Below are 19,294 nucleotides of genomic sequence, written 5' to 3' on the forward strand. Positions count from 1 at the left end.
ATCGTCTTAGAACTTATAGCTATAGCCCAAAGTATAGACCATTGGATTTAGGTCTAAATCAAACTTCGTACCATTAACCAACTTAACTTCAGGGCTAAGATCTGCATATCGAACATCCATATATACACCCCAGTTTTTAGCATCAGCAGGTTGGAAATTAAAACCTAACTGACCAGCAAAACCATAAGTATTTTTCACGTCATCAGCTAAGCCCTTTTCGTGCCATGCAATGAAGGCTGTACCACCAACACCAATATATGGAGTAAATCGAGTTGAATTCTTAAAGTTATATTTTGCTGTGATTGTCGGTGGTAATTGACGAACACTTGCAACTTTCTCACCATTTAATAGAACATCGTGATTAATTGGGTTAGCAAGCAAAACCTCAGCTGAAAAAGGCGTATCACCAAAGAAATATTCTACTGAAGGTGTAAATGCGAATTCATGATCACCTTTAACTACAGCACCTGGAGCTACTGTTGTATCTGCAGTTGGCGCAATAACACTACCACCGACCTTAACCTGAAAACCACCTGCAAACGCAGTTGATGATAACCCCAATAATGCAACAACTAATACATTTTTTAGCATTTAAACAACCTCTTTTAAAAAATTATGTTCTTGTTCAACATAATAAACACGTGTTTTTACATTATGCAATACATATTAATTCCAACCTTTTTGATTGATTTTGTAATATATTGAATAATAAAAAAATATATTTGTTAAAATATGTAATAAAAATAATTCAGACTAATTTAATCAACTTAAATCATTATAAAACCTAGTATTTTTATCAAGATTTATTATTTAAAATTTAGCTGAAGTTTTTAAAAAAATAAAATTAAGATTAATTTAAAAATTAAATTACATATAAATTTCTATTTAGAATATATTATAAAATTAGATTAAAAAACAGACAAAAAATGTCACTTCTTGATATTTTTTATACTCAACAAAAAAGGCTCATATTGAGCCTTTTTATTATAAAACCATTGCTGCGATCCAGCCAAAAATAAGTAGCGGGATATTAAAATGTATAAATGTTGGCACTACAGTATCCCAAATGTGATCATGTTGACCATCTACACCTAGTCCTGCTGTAGGTCCTAATGTTGAATCTGAGGCAGGCGAACCTGCATCACCTAATGCAGCAGCAGTACCAATCAATGCAATTGTTGCTAAAGGTGAGAATCCAAATTGTACGCATAGTGGCACATAAATCACTGCCAGCACAGGTACACTTGAGAAAGATGAACCAATACCGATCGTGACAAACAAGCCAATAAATAGCATCAAGAACGCAGCTAAAGCATGATTATCACCAATGATATGTACAACGCCATTCACTAGATGAGCGATGTCGCCTGTATGCGTCATGACTGAAGCAAAACCTGCCGCAGAAATCATGATAAAACCAACTAAAGCCATCATTCGCATCCCTTGCACAAACACATCATCGGCTTCTTGCCATTTAAAGATGCCAGAAGCGGATAACACAGCAAAACCAACAAGGCCACCTAAAATCATCGAACCTGAATACAACTGTGCGACTAAGGTTAAACCGATTGCAAGTAAAGCCATGAGCATGGTTTTTTTGGCAATATAAGGTACATTTTCAGCTTCATGCTTCAACTCTTCAGCATCCACCTTGAGATCATATTCAGCTTGTGTTGTTGCTCGTAGTGGTTTATCCAAATCAATGCTTGTAACAGGTGAAATTGATCGATCAACGTATTCACGGGGTTTACGATAACTAATAAACACAGCGACTAAAGTACCTAAAACCATACCCAAAACAGGTATCGCCATGCCCATAGGCATCATGCTACGTTCTACATGCAAACCATATGCAGCCCCAATCTTATTGATATTTCCCATCAGAATTTGTTCAAGGAAAATGGCACCAAAGCCCACAGGTAAGAATATATATGTTCCAACTAAACCCAACGTCAGTACACATGCTGCCGCACGTCGATCAAGCTTGAGGTGATTCATCACTTTTAACAATGGCGGAACCAATACAGGAATAAAAGCAATATGAACTGGGATTAGATTTTGAGAGAAAATTGCAGCGATGAGTAAAATCGTTAATAAAAGATATTTCACTTTTTTTTCTTGATTTTTACTGGCTTCCATTCCTAATAAACCAATCAGTTTATGTGCAAGTAAATCTGGTAAACCAGATTTAGATAATGCTAAGGCAAAAGCACCTAGAACAGCATAAGCCAAAGCGACTTCAGCACCATCTCCCAGTCCTGCATTAAAAGCTTCTACAGTTTGAGAAAGGCTCAGTCCAGCAACCAAACCACCAATAATGGCTGATATGACCAAAGTGAGAACAACAGAAACGCGTGCCAGTGACAAAATAAACATCACGGCAATCGCAATTACGACAGCATTCATGGACAAAATTTAGGAGCAAAAAGAAAGGCGACATTCTAGCAGATTCATTGTATAGAAGCTGAAAATGTCGCCAAATTGCAATCTGTTTTAAGTGATTTTTATTTTGATTAATCCGCTAAAGCCTTAAACAGTCTGGCGTTTTACAAAATGACGGATTAGTTCAGCAATTTTGGTTGGCTGACTTAAAACTGCCCAATGGTTGGCATCAAGTTCAACATATTCAAAGTTTTCAACCCATTTTGGCATCGATTCTGTAATGTACTCTGGACTAACAAATGCATCGCGTTTTAATACAATCGCCTGTACAGGACATTGAGCATAGCGTTGGCGTGGTTGAGTCAGTGAAGGAATAAAGTTAGCACGATATAGATTAATACCATATTTACCATCTGACACAATATTTGCATTTAATGGCAAGTTTTGTTTTTTCTCTAAGCCACTTAAAATCTTACCCCACTTTTCTGGACTAAAGAAAGTCCATACGGTTGGAGCAACTAATGGCAAATGGAAAGCACCAATGTACCAAGATTTAGTCAGCATTTTCAGTACATTACTTGGTGCAGATTTAAACTTTTCACGCAAATATAAAGAAGCATGATCCAAGCAAGGGCCTGAGATTGTTGTATAAGATAGTAAACGGCCTTTTAACTTAGGTTCAGTTGCTGATTCCCAAGACTGTAAAGAACCCCAGTCATGCGCTGCCATATGGAAATTGCGGTTGGGTAACACTTGATCAACCACTTCTTGTAAATCCAAAGATAAACGCGGTAATCGATAGTCTTTAATACGCTTTGGAATTGATGACAAACCTGCACCACGTACATCGTAAGTAACGACATAATAGTCATCAACCAATTGCTCGATAATCGGTTCCCATACTTCCTGGTTATCGGGATAACCATGTACTAACACCAATGGTGTTTTCTTTTCATCCCCCCATGTTTTGACACAGAGGCTTTGTTGGTCAGAAGTGGTTACTGTTTTTACTTGTGCTTGCATAATTCTTTCCCATTTTGTTTTCTATCGGCTTGGTTATAAAACAGCCATTGCCAGCGATGCACTAAAAATGATACTTATGGAGTATGAATAGAGTTGCAAGAAAAAAAATTGACCATGAAAGACTTTTTCAAAAAAATTCGAACCATTCCAGCGATTTCTAAATTTATGCTGAATCACTATTCCCCTTATCGTGGGGCAGGCATTGCAATCGAAACATTTGATCTTGATCGTTACTTCATTCGTGTCAAAATGCCGCTGACTAGAAAAAATCGTAATATTGTCGGGACACATTTTGGGGGCAGTTTATATTCCATGGTTGATCCCTTTTATATGCTGATTCTCATGCATCATTTAGGACATAAATATATTGTTTGGGACAAAAGTGCTTCTATTAATTTCCTATCACCTGGTCGTAGTGAGGTCGTTGCCGACATTAAACTGAGTAAAAATGAAATTGATGAAATCAAACGATTGGCAGAAAATTATGAACCAGTTTTACGTCATTACACCCTAAATATTTTAGATGATGCAGGAACACGAATTGCAGAGGTTGAAAAAATTTTATATATACGTCGGAAGAAGCCTAAAGCAAGTTCTTCAAAATGAACCTAAATATAAAATGCCTGCAAACAATAGCAGGCATTTACTAAAATTTTAATTCATATTACTTTTTCTTTTCTTGGATTGCAGCACCTGCGCCACCACCGATTGCACCACCAATCGCTGCACCAGTATCACCACCAAAAATAGACTTACCAATCACAGAACCAATACCTGCGCCAATTGCACTACTTGTGGTTGAATTACTACTACCACCCTTGGCATTTGCACCTACACCAGCACCTGCTGCTGCACCTACACCCGCTCCTAAGCCGCCACCTACATGATTACCAACACCACCACCAACTGCACCACCCAATGCTGCTGCACCAATACGCTGATCAGATGCGCTCATGTTTTGGCAGCCTGTAAACATCAAAGTAGATAATACTAATGTTGAAACTAAACCAATTGTTTTTTTCATGTCCAAAACTCCTCAATTTTATAGTCTAAGCATAATCTGATTTTTGTTAGAAAATAATCAGATTATGTAATTGCTCTAAGTGCATTCTTTTCTTTTTGTAATAAAATAAACTAAATGGAAGAATCTTTGATCAATACAGTACTACACTGTTGATTGAATTATGTTATTAAAAATGAAGTCAAAGTTCCAATCTAATCAGCATGAAAACAAAATGTGTGGCTCAATTTAGAAATACAATTTAACAGGGGCGAAAAAATGACAAGATTTATGCTATCCATGTTGATCTTGATGAGTTTAAATTCAGCAACTCAGGCAAATTTTTTCAAGTTCCAAACATTAGCAAAAGTAGAATCACTTAAAAATATTGCTTATGGTAATGATTCCCAACAAATGATGGATATCTATTTCCCATCATCTAAACCACACACCGATAATAATCTAGCTCCAATCATCGTTATGATACATGGTGGTGCTTGGAGTATAGGTGATAAAAATAATGCTGCTGTAGTAAAAAATAAAGTCGATTATTGGGGTAAACGAGGGTGGCTTTTGATCTCCGTTAATTACCGATTAGTTCCAAATGCAACCGTACAGCAACAGACTCAAGATATATCAAATGCTTTACTCTATATTCAAAAACATGCAAATGATTGGCATGCAAACTCAAAACGGCTTATTTTGGTAGGGCATTCTGCTGGTGCACATTTAGTCAGCTTAGTTACTGTACGGCCCTCGTGGTTAACTCCACAACCGCAACCTTGGCGAGCAACCATTGCCTTAGATAGTGCTGCTTACGATATCGAAAAGATCATGCAAAATCGGCATGCTCGATTTTATGATCGAGCCTTTGGTCAACAACCTGAAAACTGGAAAGCCCTCTCTCCGATCTTACAACTTCATCAAAGTTTACCTTCATTTCTCGCTGTTTGCTCAACCACTCGCCCTGATCAACCCTGTATACAGGCTCAACAATTTATTCAGCAAGCACAAAAACTTGGGACATCCGCACAATTATTATCACTCCCACTTTCACATCGTGAAATAAATAGATCTTTGGGAGAAGATAATGCATATACCCAACAAGTGAATCAATTTATACAATCACACTAATTTATATCTATGAAAACTTAGTTTCGTTTTCTAAATACAATCATTTTGCTATTTTCAAACATAAAAAAGGCACCCAAAGGTGCCTTTTTTAATTCGTTAAGACTTAGAACTGGTCTGAGTTCAACGCTTGACTAAATGCTTGGTCAACTTCACTGAAATCATTATGAAGTTCAAATTCAGCAGCTTCTGCCTCTTGACGACGACGCTCTAAGTGATATGCAAGACCTGTACCCGCTGGGATCAAGCGACCCACAACAACGTTTTCTTTCAAGCCACGTAAATCATCTTCTTTACCTGTTACAGCAGCTTCAGTTAACACGCGTGTTGTTTCCTGGAACGATGCAGCAGAAATGAATGAATCAGTAGAAAGCGACGCTTTGGTGATACCCATCAATTGACGTTCAAACTTCGCTGGGAACTTGTTCTGAGCCAAGACAGCTTGGTTCTCTTGAACAACGCGGATGTAATCCACTTGCTCGCCTTTGATGAAGCTTGTATCACCGCCATCAGTGATATCAACTTTACGCAACATTTGACGTACAACAACTTCAATGTGCTTATCGTTGATTTTTACACCTTGGAGACGGTAAACGTCTTGAACTTCGTTCACGATGTAGTTGGTTAATGCCACTTCACCTTTCAAACGTAAGATGTCATGTGGGTTTTGTGGACCATCAGAAATGGTTTCACCACGGTTCACATGCTCACCTTCGAACACGTTAATGGTACGCCATTTTGGAATCAATTCTTCGTAGATCTCAGAACCATCATCAGGGCTAATCACTAAACGGTTCTTACCTTTAGTCTCTTTACCAAAGCTTACAACACCTGATACTTCTGCAAGAATCGCGTGTTCTTTCGGTTTACGTGCTTCAAATAAGTCAGCTACGCGTGGAAGACCACCGGTAATATCACGGGTACGTGAAGTTTCTTGTGGTACACGACCAAGTACATCACCCACACCAATCGTTGCGCCATCACGAACGGTTACGATCGTATTTTGTGGTAAGAAGTAGAATTGTTCGCCACCATCTGTTGTATCCAACACAATTGCAGGACGTAAATCTTTACCAGAAGCAGGACGAGCTGTTACAGGTAAGATTTCAACAGTAGTCATACCTGTTGCATCATCTGTCTTAGAGGTTGCAGTTACACCATCAGCGATTTGGCTGAAACGTGCTTTACCAGCAACTTCTGTTACCAATGGATGTGTATGCGGATCCCAAGTCGCTACGATACCGCCAGCCTCCACAGCTTCACCATCTTTCAACAAGATGCTTGCACCGTAAGGAAGTTTATAACGCTCACGCTCACGACCTAAATCATCTGCAATACCGATTTCACCTGAACGTGAAACAGAAACCAAATGCCCTTTGGCATGTTGTACAGTTTTCACGTTGTGGAAACGTACAGTACCTTTGTTACGTACTTGAACACTGTTTGCAGCAGACGTTCGGCTCGCAGCACCACCCACGTGGAACGTACGCATCGTTAACTGTGTACCTGGCTCACCAATTGATTGTGCAGCCATTACACCCACTGATTCACCTGGGTTCACCAAGTGACCACGTGCAAGGTCACGACCATAACAACGCGCACATACACCGAAGGTAGATTCACATGCAATCACTGAACGTACTTTAACTTCATCGACACCCGCTTCTTCAAGCTGAGCAGCGATTTTCTCGTCAATGAGCGTACCACGTGGAAGTACAACTTCATCATCAGATGCACGACGTACATCTTCAGCAGTAACACGACCTAATACGCGATCGCGTAATGGTTCAATAACGTCACCACCTTGAATGAATGGAGTCATCACTAAGCCACCAGCTGTACCACAGTCAGATTCAGTAATAACTAAATCTTGTGCTACGTCTACTAGACGACGTGTCAAGTAACCTGAGTTCGCTGTCTTCAATGCAGTATCGGCCAAACCTTTACGTGCACCATGTGTTGAGATGAAGTACTGAAGTACTGTCAAACCTTCACGGAAGTTTGCTTTAATTGGGGTCTCAATGATCGAGCCATCCGGCTTCGCCATCAAACCACGCATACCAGCAAGCTGACGGATCTGCGCCGCACTACCACGGGCACCCGAGTCAGACATCATATAAATCGAGTTGAATGATTTCTGCTTCTCGTCTTCACCTTGTTTGTTTTTCACAAGGGTATAAGACAAGTTATCCATCATCGCTTTCGCAACTTGGTCGTTTGTACGCGCCCAGATATCGACAACTTTGTTATAACGCTCACCCGCAGTTACGAAACCTTGCTCAAACTGTTGTTCGATTTCACGAACTTCTGTTTCAGCTTTATCGATAATCGTATGCTTGGTTGGTGGAATCAACATGTCTTCCATACCAACAGATACACCTGAGCGCGTCGCTTGACGGAAGCCCAAATACATCAATTGGTCAGCGAAGATAACCGTATCTTTCAAACCAAGTTTACGGTAGCAAGAGTTGATTAACTTCGAGATGTTTTTCTTGGTCATCTCAAGGTTGATCATGTCGAAGCTTAAACCTTGTGGAACAACTTCCCATAACAAGCAACGACCAGGTGTTGTATCAACAATAATGGTTTGCTTTTCACGCTGACCATTTTCATCAATAACAGTTTGGTGTACACGTACTTTTACGCGCGCATGGATTGCAACTTTACCCGTCGCTAACGCACGGTTAACTTCGTGTGTATCCGCAAACACCATGCCTTCACCTTTGGCATTTACCGCATCACGAGTGATGTAGTAAAGACCCAAGACAACGTCCTGAGAAGGAACGATGATTGGCTCACCATTGGCAGGTGACAAGATGTTGTTGGTTGACATCATCAAGGCACGTGCTTCTAACTGTGCTTCCAATGTCAATGGAACGTGTACCGCCATTTGGTCACCATCGAAGTCGGCGTTAAACGCAGCACATACGAGTGGGTGAAGACGAATCGCTTTACCTTCAATTAGAATAGGTTCAAATGCTTGAAGACCTAAACGGTGAAGTGTTGGCGCACGGTTCAACATCACTGGATGTTGACGAATTACAGAAGCAAGAACGTCCCAAACTTCTGGGGTTTCACGCTCAACCATTTTCTTCGCAGCTTTAATGGTTGTTGCCTGACCAGATGCTTGTAGTTTCGCGAAAATAAATGGCTTGAATAATTCAAGTGCCATCTTCTTCGGAAGACCACATTGGTGAAGACGTAAAGTAGGACCAACGGTAATCACCGAACGACCTGAATAGTCAACACGTTTACCAAGTAAGTTTTGACGGAAACGACCTTGTTTACCTTTGATCATATCTGCCAAAGATTTCAACGGACGTTTGTTCGAACCTGTAATTGCACGACCACGACGACCGTTATCAAGCAACGCATCAACAGACTCTTGTAACATACGTTTTTCGTTACGTACGATGATATCTGGCGCAGCAAGGTCAAGAAGACGCTTCAAACGGTTATTACGGTTGATCACACGACGATATAAATCGTTCAAGTCTGAAGTCGCGAAACGACCACCTTCAAGTGGTACAAGCGGACGTAAGTCTGGTGGAAGTACAGGAAGTACGTTCATCACCATCCATTCAGGCTTGTTGTTTGAATCTTTGAATGCTTCCATCAATTTCAAACGCTTAGACGCTTTTTTAAGTTTCGTCTCAGACGTTGTTTGTGGAATTTCTTCACGTAAACGCGCAATCTCAGCTTCAAGATCGATATCTTTTAATAAATCCTGAACTGCTTCTGCACCCATTTTCGCAGTGAATTCATCACCGTGTTCTTCAAGTGCATTGTAGTATTCTTCGTCTGTTAAAAGTTGATACTTTTCAAACGGAGTCATACCAGGATCAGTAACAACATAAGATTCGAAATACAATACGCGCTCGATATCACGTAATGTCATATCAAGAAGTAAACCGATACGGCTCGGTAATGATTTTAAGAACCAGATGTGTGCAACTGGAGAAGCAAGGTCAATATGACCCATACGCTCACGACGAACTTTAGCAGTCGTTACTTCAACGCCACATTTTTCACAAATGACGCCTTTGTATTTCATACGCTTGTATTTACCACACAAGCATTCATAATCTTTTACTGGACCAAAGATTTTGGCACAGAACAAACCATCACGTTCAGGTTTAAAAGTACGGTAGTTAATGGTTTCTGGCTTTTTAACTTCACCGTGAGACCATGACTTAATCATCTCTGGTGACGCAAGACCAATACGGATACGGTCAAATTCAACAGGTGCATGACCTTCTGAATCCGTTTTCTTACGCATGATATCGAGCAAGTCTTTCAATTTTTTTCTCCGTGTGTCGGGGAGCTACGCTCTTCCGACTGGGTCACAAATATTGTTTTTACTGAAATTTGGGAATCTCGAATCCCCCTAAAGCCCCCTTTATAAAGGGGGACTTTCTTCCCTCTTTCTTAAAGAGGGATTGGGGGAGATTTTTTAGTCACCATTTTTCAGTTCAATGTTGATACCTAAAGAACGGATCTCTTTGGTCAATACGTTGAACGATTCAGGCATACCCGGATCCATATAATGGTTACCATCTACAATATTCTTATAGATGCGTGTACGACCTTCGACGTCATCCGACTTCACTGTAAGCATTTCTTGGAGCGTATATGCAGCACCGTATGCTTCAAGTGCCCATACTTCCATCTCACCGAAACGCTGACCACCGAATTGTGCTTTACCACCAAGCGGTTGTTGAGTCACAAGTGAGTAAGAACCTGTTGAACGCGCATGCATCTTGTCATCAACCAAGTGGTTCAATTTGAGCATGTACATGTAACCTACAGTTACAGGACGGTCAAACTGTTCACCTGTACGACCATCAAACAATACTGTTTGACCTGTACGAGAAATGTCTGCCAATTCAAGTAAGTCTTTGATCTGGCTTTCTTCAGCACCATCAAATACAGGAGTTGCTAATGGAACACCAGCACGCAAGTTACCTGAAAGCGCCAAGATTTCTGCGTCAGTCAAGCTATCAAGCTCTTCCTGCTCACCACCAACCTTGTTATAAATCTTGTCTAAGAATTCACGCAGTTCAATCACTGTACGTTGTTCTTTCAACATTTTTTCGATCTTATCGCCAAGACCTTTCGCCGCCATACCCAAGTGAGTCTCAAGAATCTGCCCCACGTTCATACGTGACGGTACACCGAGTGGGTTCAATACGATGTCGACTGGTACACCGTTCGCATCATGTGGCATGTCTTCAACTGGTAAGATGTTTGATACAACACCCTTGTTACCGTGACGACCCGCCATCTTATCACCAGGCTGGATACGACGTTTAACCGCAAGGTAAACCTTAACAACTTTCAATACGCCAGTTGTTAACTCATCACCTGTAGAAAGTTTACGCTTCTTCTCAGCAAACTTTTCGTCAATCTCGTAACTCTTCTCTTTCAAGAACACTTGAATTTGAGTTAAACGCTCAGCAATTGCTTCATCATTTGGCTGGATTTCAAGTAAATCAACAAGCTCTAAACCAGACAATACGTCTTCAGAAAGTTTATCACCGCGTTTAGTTGAACCACCACCGTTAGATTCTTGACCTTTCAACAAACGAACAATACGTTCACGTGCTGCTTCTTCGAAGATTTTGTATTCTTCTTTCAAGTCTTTACGGTATGCGTCAAGCTGAGCTTTCTCAATTGCTTGAGCACGTTCATCTTTTTCTAAACCATCACGTGTGAAGACTTGAACGTCAATTACTGTACCTTTAGTACCAGACGGAACACGTAAAGACGAGTCTTTTACGTCAGCCGCTTTTTCACCAAAGATTGCGCGAAGTAATTTTTCTTCAGGTGTTAACTGAGTTTCACCTTTAGGTGTTACCTTACCAACAAGGATGTCACCTGCAGTCACTTCAGCACCGATATAAACAATACCTGACTCATCCAATTTAGACAGTGCAGCTTCACCAACGTTAGGAATATCGGCAGTAATTTCTTCTGCACCTAACTTAGTATCACGTGCTACACATGATAATTCTTGAATGTGAATCGACGTTAAACGGTCTTCTTGAAGAACACGCTCAGAAAGTAAGATCGAGTCTTCGTAGTTATAACCGTTCCATGTCATGAACGCGACGCGCATGTTTTGACCAAGCGCAAGTTCACCCATGTCAGTCGATGGACCGTCAGCCAAGATATCACCACGAGCAACTTTGTCGCCCAAGTTCACGATGACATTTTGGTTAATACATGTATTTTGGTTTGAACGTGTATATTTGATCAGGTTATAGATATCTACACCTGCTTCACCTGCAATCATTTCATCTTCGTTGACACGAATTACGATACGAGATGCATCTACATATTCAATCGCACCACCACGATCGGCAATCACACATACACCTGAGTCACGTGCTACGTTTGCTTCCATACCTGTACCAACAAGCGGCTTGTCAGCACGCAAGGTAGGAACAGCCTGACGTTGCATGTTTGAACCCATCAATGCACGGTTCGCATCATCGTGTTCAAGGAATGGAATCAATGACGCTGCCACAGATACAACCTGTTGCGCAGAAACGTCCATATGCGTTACACGCTCAGGCGACATACGAACGAAGTCACCTTGATGACGTACAGAAACCATTTCTTCAGTTAAAGTACCGTCTTTATCCACTGCAGAATCGGCCTGTGCAATAACAGTACCCACTTCTTCAATTGCAGATAAGTATTCAACTTCATCAGTCACACGACCATCAACAACTTTACGGTATGGTGTTTCCAAGAAACCGAAGTCATTCGCTTTTGCATAGACAGAAAGCGAGTTGATCAAACCAATGTTTGGACCTTCAGGTGTTTCAATTGGACAAACACGACCGTAGTGAGTTTGATGTACGTCACGTACTTCGAAGCCCGCGCGTTCACGTGTCAAACCACCAGGGCCAAGCGCAGATACACGACGTTTGTGTGTAATTTCAGACAATGGATTATTTTGATCCATGAACTGAGACAATTGGCTCGAACCAAAGAATTCTTTGATTGCAGCAGCAACTGGTTTTGCGTTGATTAAATCTTGTGGAGACAAGTTATCGGTTTCTGCTTGGCTTAAACGCTCTTTAACAGCACGCTCAACACGAACTAAACCAACACGGAATTGGTTTTCTGTCATTTCACCAACTGAACGTACACGACGGTTACCTAAGTGATCGATATCGTCGACTTCACCTTTACCGTTACGGATTTCTACTAATGTACGTAATACATCAATAATATCGTCGTGCGACAGAATACCTTCAACTTCACGTGACTTCTGATCTGTACCCACTTCGTAAGGACGACCCAAACGACGGTTGAACTTCATACGACCGACTGGAGAAAGGTCATAACGCTCAGAAGAGAAGAATAAGTTATTGAATAAGTTTTCAGCAGCTTCTTTCGTTGGTGGTTCGCCTGGACGCATTACTTTATAGATTTCAACAAGTGCTTCTTCACGACCTGTTGTTGTATCCGCACGCAATGTATCTGCAACGAAAGGACCACGATCGATGTCGTTCGTGAACAGGATGTTAAACTGTTTAACACCACCTTCAGCGATCTTCACCATGATGTCATGGCTAAGTACAGTATTCGCAGGAATCACATCACCACTTTTCAGTGTGATATCTTCAGCTGTAATACGCTCATATAAATATTCATCAGGTACAGAAAGCTTGGCTAAGTTCGCAGCTTCCATTTGACGTACGTGACGTGCATTAATACGTTTACCTTGTTCAACGATCGCTTTACCATCATTGTCTAAGATATCGAATTGTGCCATTTCACCACGTAAGCGATCTGGAACAAGATCAATTTGATAGCTACCCATATCAAGATATACAGGTACTTTTTCATAGAACAAATTCAAGATTTGTTCATTGCTGTAATTCAAGGCACGTAGAATCACCGTTGCAAGCAGCTTACGACGACGGTCAATACGTACGAATACTAAATCTTTAGCATCAAATTCAAAATCTAACCATGAACCACGGTAAGGAATAATACGTGCTGAATACAACACTTTACCACTTGAGTGGGTTTTACCCTTGTCATGGTCAAAGAATACACCTGGTGAACGGTGTAATTGAGATACGATGACACGCTCAGTACCGTTGATAACGAAAGTACCGTTATCGGTCATGAGTGGCATTTCACCCATGTAAACTTCTTGTTCACGAACGTCTTTAATTGATTTCGTTTCACGATCTTTAATGATCAAACGAATTTTTACGCGCATTGGTGCTGCATAAGTTGAACCACGTAAAATACATTCACGTACGTCAAACTCAGGCTTACCAAGACTATACTCAACAAATTCTAAAGCAGCATTGCCAGAATAACTTTCAATAGGAAAAACTGAACGAAATGCGGCTTGGAGACCGATATCTTCGCGATTTTTTGGAGTTTTACCGCCTTGTAAGAATGTCCGGTACGAATCGACCTGAATCGACAGTAAGTACGGTGCTTCCATTACGTGGGGCAATTTACCAAAATTCTTACGGATCCGTTTCTTTTCGGTATATGAGTATGCCATCTGGAGTCCTCGGAAAGTAAACTAAACCCGCCTGCAGAACGGGTCTAGAAGGAATTACGCAGGCCGATATGGCCACCACTGTTTACAAATGCTGCAATTTTTAGTGGTATTAAAACGCTTAACAATATTTTTATAAGCAAAAAAATATTGGTAAGCGTTTGATTTCATGAATTTTGTTTAAATAATACGCACAATAAACGTAAAACTATCAAAAAACGAGCCGATTATTGTAACGCAAAAAGGCTGATGACCCAAGAGCCATCAGCCATTTTTTGGAGCCGATTTTGAAAAAATCGACTCCCTACAGCATTACTTAAGTGTAACTGTAGCACCAGCTTCTTCAAGCTTCTTCTTAAGTTCTTCGCCTTCTTCTTTAGAAACGCCTTCTTTAAGAACTGCAGGAGCGCCTTCAACAAGATCTTTAGCTTCTTTAAGACCAAGGCCAGTAGCTTCACGAACTGCTTTAATTACAGCAACTTTGTTAGCACCGAAAGAAGTCAACTCAACGTTGAATTCAGTTTGTTCTTCAACAGCAGCAGCAGCTGGACCAGCAGCTACAGCTACAGCAGCAGCAGATACGTTGAAACGCTCTTCAAATGCTTTGATTAAGTCAACAAGTTCGATAACTTTTAATTCAGCAACTGCGTCTAAGATTTGTTCGTTTGTTAAAGCCATGAGAATAACTCCAAATGGATATTGAATGGTGTGAAAGTAGATTTAAGCTTAAGCAGCTTCTGACTCGTTTTTCTCTTGGAGCGCTGTAAGTAAACGACCCAATTTCGAAATAGGAGCTTGAAGAACAGAGGCAAGCATAGTAAGCGCTTTTTCGTGGTTCGGAAGGTTTGCAATAATACTAACTTCTTCACCTTGATAAAGTTTGCCGTCAAATGCAGCAGCTTTTAATTCAAATGCTTTGTTAGTTTTAGCAAATTCTTCGAACAAGCGTGCAGCTGCACCCATATCGTCTTCAGAAGTTGAGAATGCTAAGATTGTTGGACCAACAAGATTGTCATTCAAGATAGAGAATTGCGTATCTTGAAGAGCACGTTTAGCTAAAGTATTACGTACAACACGTGTAGCAACACCTAGTTTACGAGCTTCAACACGAAGAGCAGTTAATTGCTCAACCGTTAAACCTTGGTAGTCAGCAACAACGGCAGCGAACGCTGTAGAAGCAACTTCAGTTACTTCAGCAACGATCTGTTTTTTGTCTTCAATAAGAAGAGCCATTGTAAAACCTCCTAACGGTGATTTATGTACCTACACAGGTACACTCCCAATTCGTAAGTCTTTCGACTTACACGCGGAGGAGCAACAAATCACACCACCGCGTCTACTCAGACTGGTATTTTAAGAAGCAAATCCTAAAACCTGCCTCGCCTGAGGTCTTTGACGCTGATAAACCTTCATTTATCAATTCAAAGTTTGCTTAGATTTTCTGCAAGAGAAAATCTAAGGCTTTAAAATTCTTTCTAATTACTTAGAAACGTTGTTTACGTCAACGATCAAACCAGGACCCATAGTTGAGCTCAAAGTGATCTTCTTAACGTATACACCTTTAGAAGTTGCAGGTTTTAAACGTTTTAAATCTGCAATTAAAGTTTCAACGTTTTGACGCACAGCTTCTTCGCTAAAGCCAAGTTGACCAATTGCAGCATGGATGATACCACCCTTGTCTACACGGTAACGTGCCTGACCAGATTTAGCATTTTTAACTGCATTCGCAACATCTGGAGTCACTGTACCCACTTTAGGGTTTGGCATTAAGCCACGTGGACCAAGAATTGTACCTAACTTACCAACAACGCGCATTGCATCAGGAGCAGCAATAACTACGTCGAAATCAAGATTTCCACCTTGAATGCTTTCAGCAAGGTCATCAAATCCAACAACATCTGCACCAGCTTCTTTTGCAGCTTCAGCAGCAGCACCTTGAGCAAATACTGCTACACGTACAGTTTTACCTGTACCTGCAGGTAAAGTCGTCGCACCACGAACAACCTGATCAGATTTACGTGGATCAACACCAAGGTTTACAGAGATGTCTAATGATTCTTTGAACTTCGCAGCTGGAAGGCTGTTAAGAACTTGTACTGCTTCTTCCAAAGTATAAACTTTGTTTGCTTCTACAGCAGCAGCAATGGCTTTTTGACGTTTAGTTAACTTTGCCATGTCTTATAGCTCCACTTCCAAGCCCATAGAACGTGCAGAACCAGCAATGGTACGCACACGAGCGTCTAAATCAGCACCAGTTAAATCTGGTTCTTTAGTAGTCGCAATTTCTTCTAATTGAGCACGAGTCAACTTACCAACTTTAGTTTTGTTAGGTACAGAAGAACCCTTTTGAATACCAGCAGCTTTCTTAAGAAGAATAGATGCAGGTGGAGTTTTCATGATGAATGTGAACGACTTATCGTTGTACACAGTGATCACGACAGGAATTGGCAAACCAACTTCAAGTTTTTGTGTAGCAGCATTGAATTCTTTACAGAATGCCATGATGTTTACACCACGTTGACCTAAAGCAGGACCAATTGGTGGAGATGGATTTGCTTTACCAGCTGGAACTTGCAGCTTGATATAGCCGTCAATCTTCTTAGCCATTGAAAATTACCTCTGGGTACAGACGCCGTCAGGCTCCCCAAAAAATTAAACAACACCGAAGTGTTAGAACAACAATGCCCGATCAAATCGGGCGCTTACCAACCAACTCAAGTTAAATCGTTTTTTCGACTTGTCGAAACTCGAGTTCAACTTGCGTTGGTCGATTAAATACATTAATCGTCAACGTTAAACGTGACTTTTCGTATTGTACTTCCTCCACGACCCCTTTAAAGTCAGTGAACGGACCATCAACCACGAGTAATTCTTCACCAGGCTCAAACATTGTCTTAGGACGAGGTGCTTCACCTGTATTACGTACACGCGCAAGAATTGCATCAGCTTCACGTTGAGAAATTGGCGCTGGTTTTTCTGGTGTACCACCAATAAAACCTAGAACCTTTGGACACTCTTTAACGATGTGCCAAGTATCATCATTCATTTCCATTTCGACCAATACATAGCCAGGAAAGAATTTACGCTCAGACTTACGCTTCTTACCATCCTTCATTTCCACTACTTCTTCAGTAGGAACAAGGACTTCACCAAAACTATCAGCAACAGTGCTGCGCTGGATTCGGTCATTAAGTGAACGCATCACTTGTTTTTCAAAACCTGAATAGGCATGAATAATATACCAACGTTTCATCGCACTCTTACCCGATAATTAACTTAATAAACCAACCTAACCCGTAATCGAAACACCATAAAACCAATGATGCAACAACCACAACCAAAAGCACTTGCCACGATGTCGTGATCGTCTCTTGTTTTGTTGGCCAGGTCACTCGACGCAGTTCAATTCGCGCATCTTGCAACAAACGCACAAAGCCTTTGCCTTGATGGGTGGCGTATAATAAACCTAAAGCGACGACGACACAAGCCAAAATTACCCCAACGCGCACCCAAATATCATTTGCAGGTGCCCAATAGGCTGGTAAATGTTGATTTACCAATGCTGAACCAACTAACAAAACAATTGCAATTAACCACAAGACAATATCAAGCGGAGAACTTGCATTTATAACTTCTGCAGCATTATTTCTTTGAGGGATTGGCGCGTCGCTTAATGCGTCACGCGATTTATCATTCGACATTTTTTTACTCGTCGTAGAATTCGCGAATTATTATATGACAACTTAGCCAGAATTAAGCTTTTTTATTTAAAAAAAGTGGCAGGCCAGGAGGGACTCGAACCCCCAACATTCGGTTTTGGAGACCGACGCTCTACCAATTGAACTACTAGCCTATGAAGCAAATCGAAAGCCGAAGCTTCCGATTTGAATGTAATACAATATTGGGCTTATGCAGTTACTTTAGCAACAACACCAGCACCTACAGTACGACCACCTTCACGGATCGCAAAACGTAGACCTGGGTCCATTGCGATCGGGTGGATTAACTCTACTGACATCTCAACGTTGTCACCAGGCATAACCATTTCTACGCCATCTTGTAATTTGATCGCGCCAGTTACGTCAGTTGTACGGAAGTAGAACTGTGGACGGTAACCGTTAAGGAATGGAGTATGACGACCACCTTCTTCTTTAGAAAGTACGTATACTTCTGCATCGAATTTAGTGTGCGGCTTGATTGTACCTGGTTTAGCAAGTACTTGACCACGTTGTACGTCTTCACGCTTAGTACCACGAAGTAAGATACCACAGTTCTCACCCGCACGACCTTCGTCAAGAAGTTTACGGAACATTTCAACGCCAGTAACTGTAGTCGTTTGAGTATCACGGATACCAACGATTTCAACAGACTCACCAACTTTGATGATACCAGCTTCTACACGACCAGTTACTACTGTACCACGACCAGAGATAGAGAATACATCTTCGATTGGCATCAAGAATGCTTTATCGATTGCACGCTCTGGTTCTGGGATGTAAGAGTCAAGCGCTTCTACAAGTGCAAGAACAGAAGCTTCACCGTAAGGACCGTCGTTACCGTTTAATGCTTGAAGCGCTGAACCACGGATGATTGGAGTGTCATCACCTGGGAAGTCATAAGTAGAAAGAAGTTCACGAACTTCCATTTCTACTAATTCAAGTAATTCTTCATCATCAACAAGGTCACACTTGTTTAAGAATACGATGATGTAAGGTACACCTACCTGACGAGAAAGAAGGATGTGTTCACGAGTTTGTGGCATTGGACCATCAGTCGCAGCACACACAAGGATCGCGCCGTCCATCTGAGCAGCACCAGTAATCATGTTTTTAACATAATCGGCGTGACCCGGGCAGTCTACGTGAGCGTAGTGACGGATTGGAGAATCGTATTCTACGTGTGAAGTATTAATTGTAATACCACGTGCTTTTTCTTCAGGAGCTGAGTCGATTTGTGAGTAATCTTTCGCTTCACCGCCGTAAGTTTTTGCACAGATAGTTGCAATCGCAGCAGTTAAAGTTGTTTTACCATGGTCAACGTGACCAATTGTACCCACGTTTACGTGTGGTTTATTACGTTCAAACTTAGCCTTAGCCATTTGATTTTCCTCGTTTACGTCGACACCAGTTTAGAGAAAAACAACCCTGAAAAACTTTCTTTATCGACATTCGCCTAAAAAACTAGACACCCAATACTTGAAAAGCAGACTATAATAGCCT

General features: G+C 41.1%; 15 protein-coding genes and 1 tRNA gene. 2 read left to right on the forward strand and 14 right to left on the reverse strand.

Annotated features, from left to right (window positions below):
- Positions 1-6: 6 nt before the first annotated feature.
- The 3 genes from AC0JIQ_RS14930 to AC0JIQ_RS14940 form a co-directional block, all read right to left on the reverse strand.
- Positions 7-591, reverse strand: a complete 585-nt coding sequence (locus tag AC0JIQ_RS14930) for an OmpW/AlkL family protein (RefSeq protein WP_250752051.1) — start codon at positions 589-591, stop codon at positions 7-9.
- A gap of 393 nt (positions 592-984) precedes the next feature.
- Positions 985-2,406 (reverse strand): Na+/H+ antiporter family protein, encoded by a 1,422-nt coding sequence (locus tag AC0JIQ_RS14935; RefSeq protein ID WP_474202102.1) that lies wholly within the window; start codon positions 2,404-2,406, stop codon positions 985-987.
- 123 nt (positions 2,407-2,529) lie between these two features.
- Positions 2,530-3,405, reverse strand: a complete 876-nt coding sequence (locus tag AC0JIQ_RS14940) for an alpha/beta fold hydrolase (protein WP_004659337.1) — start codon at positions 3,403-3,405, stop codon at positions 2,530-2,532.
- A 114-nt stretch (positions 3,406-3,519) separates the two neighbouring features.
- On the opposite strand from AC0JIQ_RS14940, the gene AC0JIQ_RS14945 reads away from it, so the two are divergent.
- Entirely contained in the window at positions 3,520-4,011 is a 492-nt protein-coding gene (locus AC0JIQ_RS14945) for a DUF4442 domain-containing protein (protein WP_250752853.1), read from the forward strand.
- A gap of 58 nt (positions 4,012-4,069) precedes the next feature.
- On the opposite strand, the gene AC0JIQ_RS14950 is transcribed toward AC0JIQ_RS14945, so the two are convergent.
- On the reverse strand, positions 4,070-4,429 hold the full coding sequence (locus tag AC0JIQ_RS14950; protein WP_474202103.1) for a DNA transfer protein p32: 360 nt from the start codon (positions 4,427-4,429) through the stop codon (positions 4,070-4,072).
- Between the two features lie 255 nt (positions 4,430-4,684).
- Here AC0JIQ_RS14950 and AC0JIQ_RS14955 point away from each other — a divergent pair, with 255 nt between their 5' ends.
- A complete protein-coding gene (locus AC0JIQ_RS14955) occupies positions 4,685-5,539 on the forward strand; it encodes an alpha/beta hydrolase (protein WP_474202104.1) in 855 nt (284 codons plus the stop codon).
- A gap of 103 nt (positions 5,540-5,642) precedes the next feature.
- On the opposite strand, the gene rpoC is transcribed toward AC0JIQ_RS14955, so the two are convergent.
- The 10 genes from rpoC to tuf form a co-directional block, all read right to left on the reverse strand.
- Entirely contained in the window at positions 5,643-9,836 is a 4,194-nt protein-coding gene (gene rpoC / locus AC0JIQ_RS14960; protein WP_249571593.1) for a DNA-directed RNA polymerase subunit beta', read from the reverse strand.
- A 153-nt stretch (positions 9,837-9,989) separates the two neighbouring features.
- Positions 9,990-14,078 (reverse strand): DNA-directed RNA polymerase subunit beta, encoded by a 4,089-nt coding sequence (rpoB, locus tag AC0JIQ_RS14965; protein WP_004659349.1) that lies wholly within the window; start codon positions 14,076-14,078, stop codon positions 9,990-9,992.
- Between the two features lie 309 nt (positions 14,079-14,387).
- Entirely contained in the window at positions 14,388-14,753 is a 366-nt protein-coding gene (rplL, locus tag AC0JIQ_RS14970) for a 50S ribosomal protein L7/L12 (RefSeq protein ID WP_004659350.1), read from the reverse strand.
- 48 nt (positions 14,754-14,801) lie between these two features.
- Positions 14,802-15,308, reverse strand: coding sequence for a 50S ribosomal protein L10 (rplJ, locus tag AC0JIQ_RS14975; RefSeq protein ID WP_004659354.1), 507 nt, complete (start codon positions 15,306-15,308; stop codon positions 14,802-14,804).
- 246 nt (positions 15,309-15,554) lie between these two features.
- Positions 15,555-16,250, reverse strand: a complete 696-nt coding sequence (gene rplA, locus AC0JIQ_RS14980) for a 50S ribosomal protein L1 (RefSeq protein ID WP_004659356.1) — start codon at positions 16,248-16,250, stop codon at positions 15,555-15,557.
- Positions 16,251-16,253: 3 nt separating this feature from the next.
- Positions 16,254-16,682: a 50S ribosomal protein L11 gene (rplK, locus tag AC0JIQ_RS14985; protein ID WP_004637639.1), complete on the reverse strand. Its 429-nt coding sequence runs from the start codon at positions 16,680-16,682 to the stop codon at positions 16,254-16,256.
- Between the two features lie 112 nt (positions 16,683-16,794).
- Positions 16,795-17,328: a transcription termination/antitermination protein NusG gene (gene nusG / locus AC0JIQ_RS14990; protein WP_004659359.1), complete on the reverse strand. Its 534-nt coding sequence runs from the start codon at positions 17,326-17,328 to the stop codon at positions 16,795-16,797.
- Between the two features lie 7 nt (positions 17,329-17,335).
- A complete protein-coding gene (gene secE, locus AC0JIQ_RS14995; protein WP_004659360.1) occupies positions 17,336-17,776 on the reverse strand; it encodes a preprotein translocase subunit SecE in 441 nt (146 codons plus the stop codon).
- A 76-nt stretch (positions 17,777-17,852) separates the two neighbouring features.
- A tRNA-Trp gene (locus AC0JIQ_RS15000) sits at positions 17,853-17,928 on the reverse strand.
- A gap of 54 nt (positions 17,929-17,982) precedes the next feature.
- Positions 17,983-19,173 carry an elongation factor Tu gene (gene tuf / locus AC0JIQ_RS15005; RefSeq protein ID WP_004913952.1) on the reverse strand — a complete coding sequence of 397 codons (1,191 nt, stop codon included), beginning with the start codon at positions 19,171-19,173 and terminating at the stop codon, positions 17,983-17,985.
- Between the last annotated feature and the right edge of the window lie 121 nt (positions 19,174-19,294).

This window comes from Acinetobacter sp. FB, assembly GCF_056033405.1.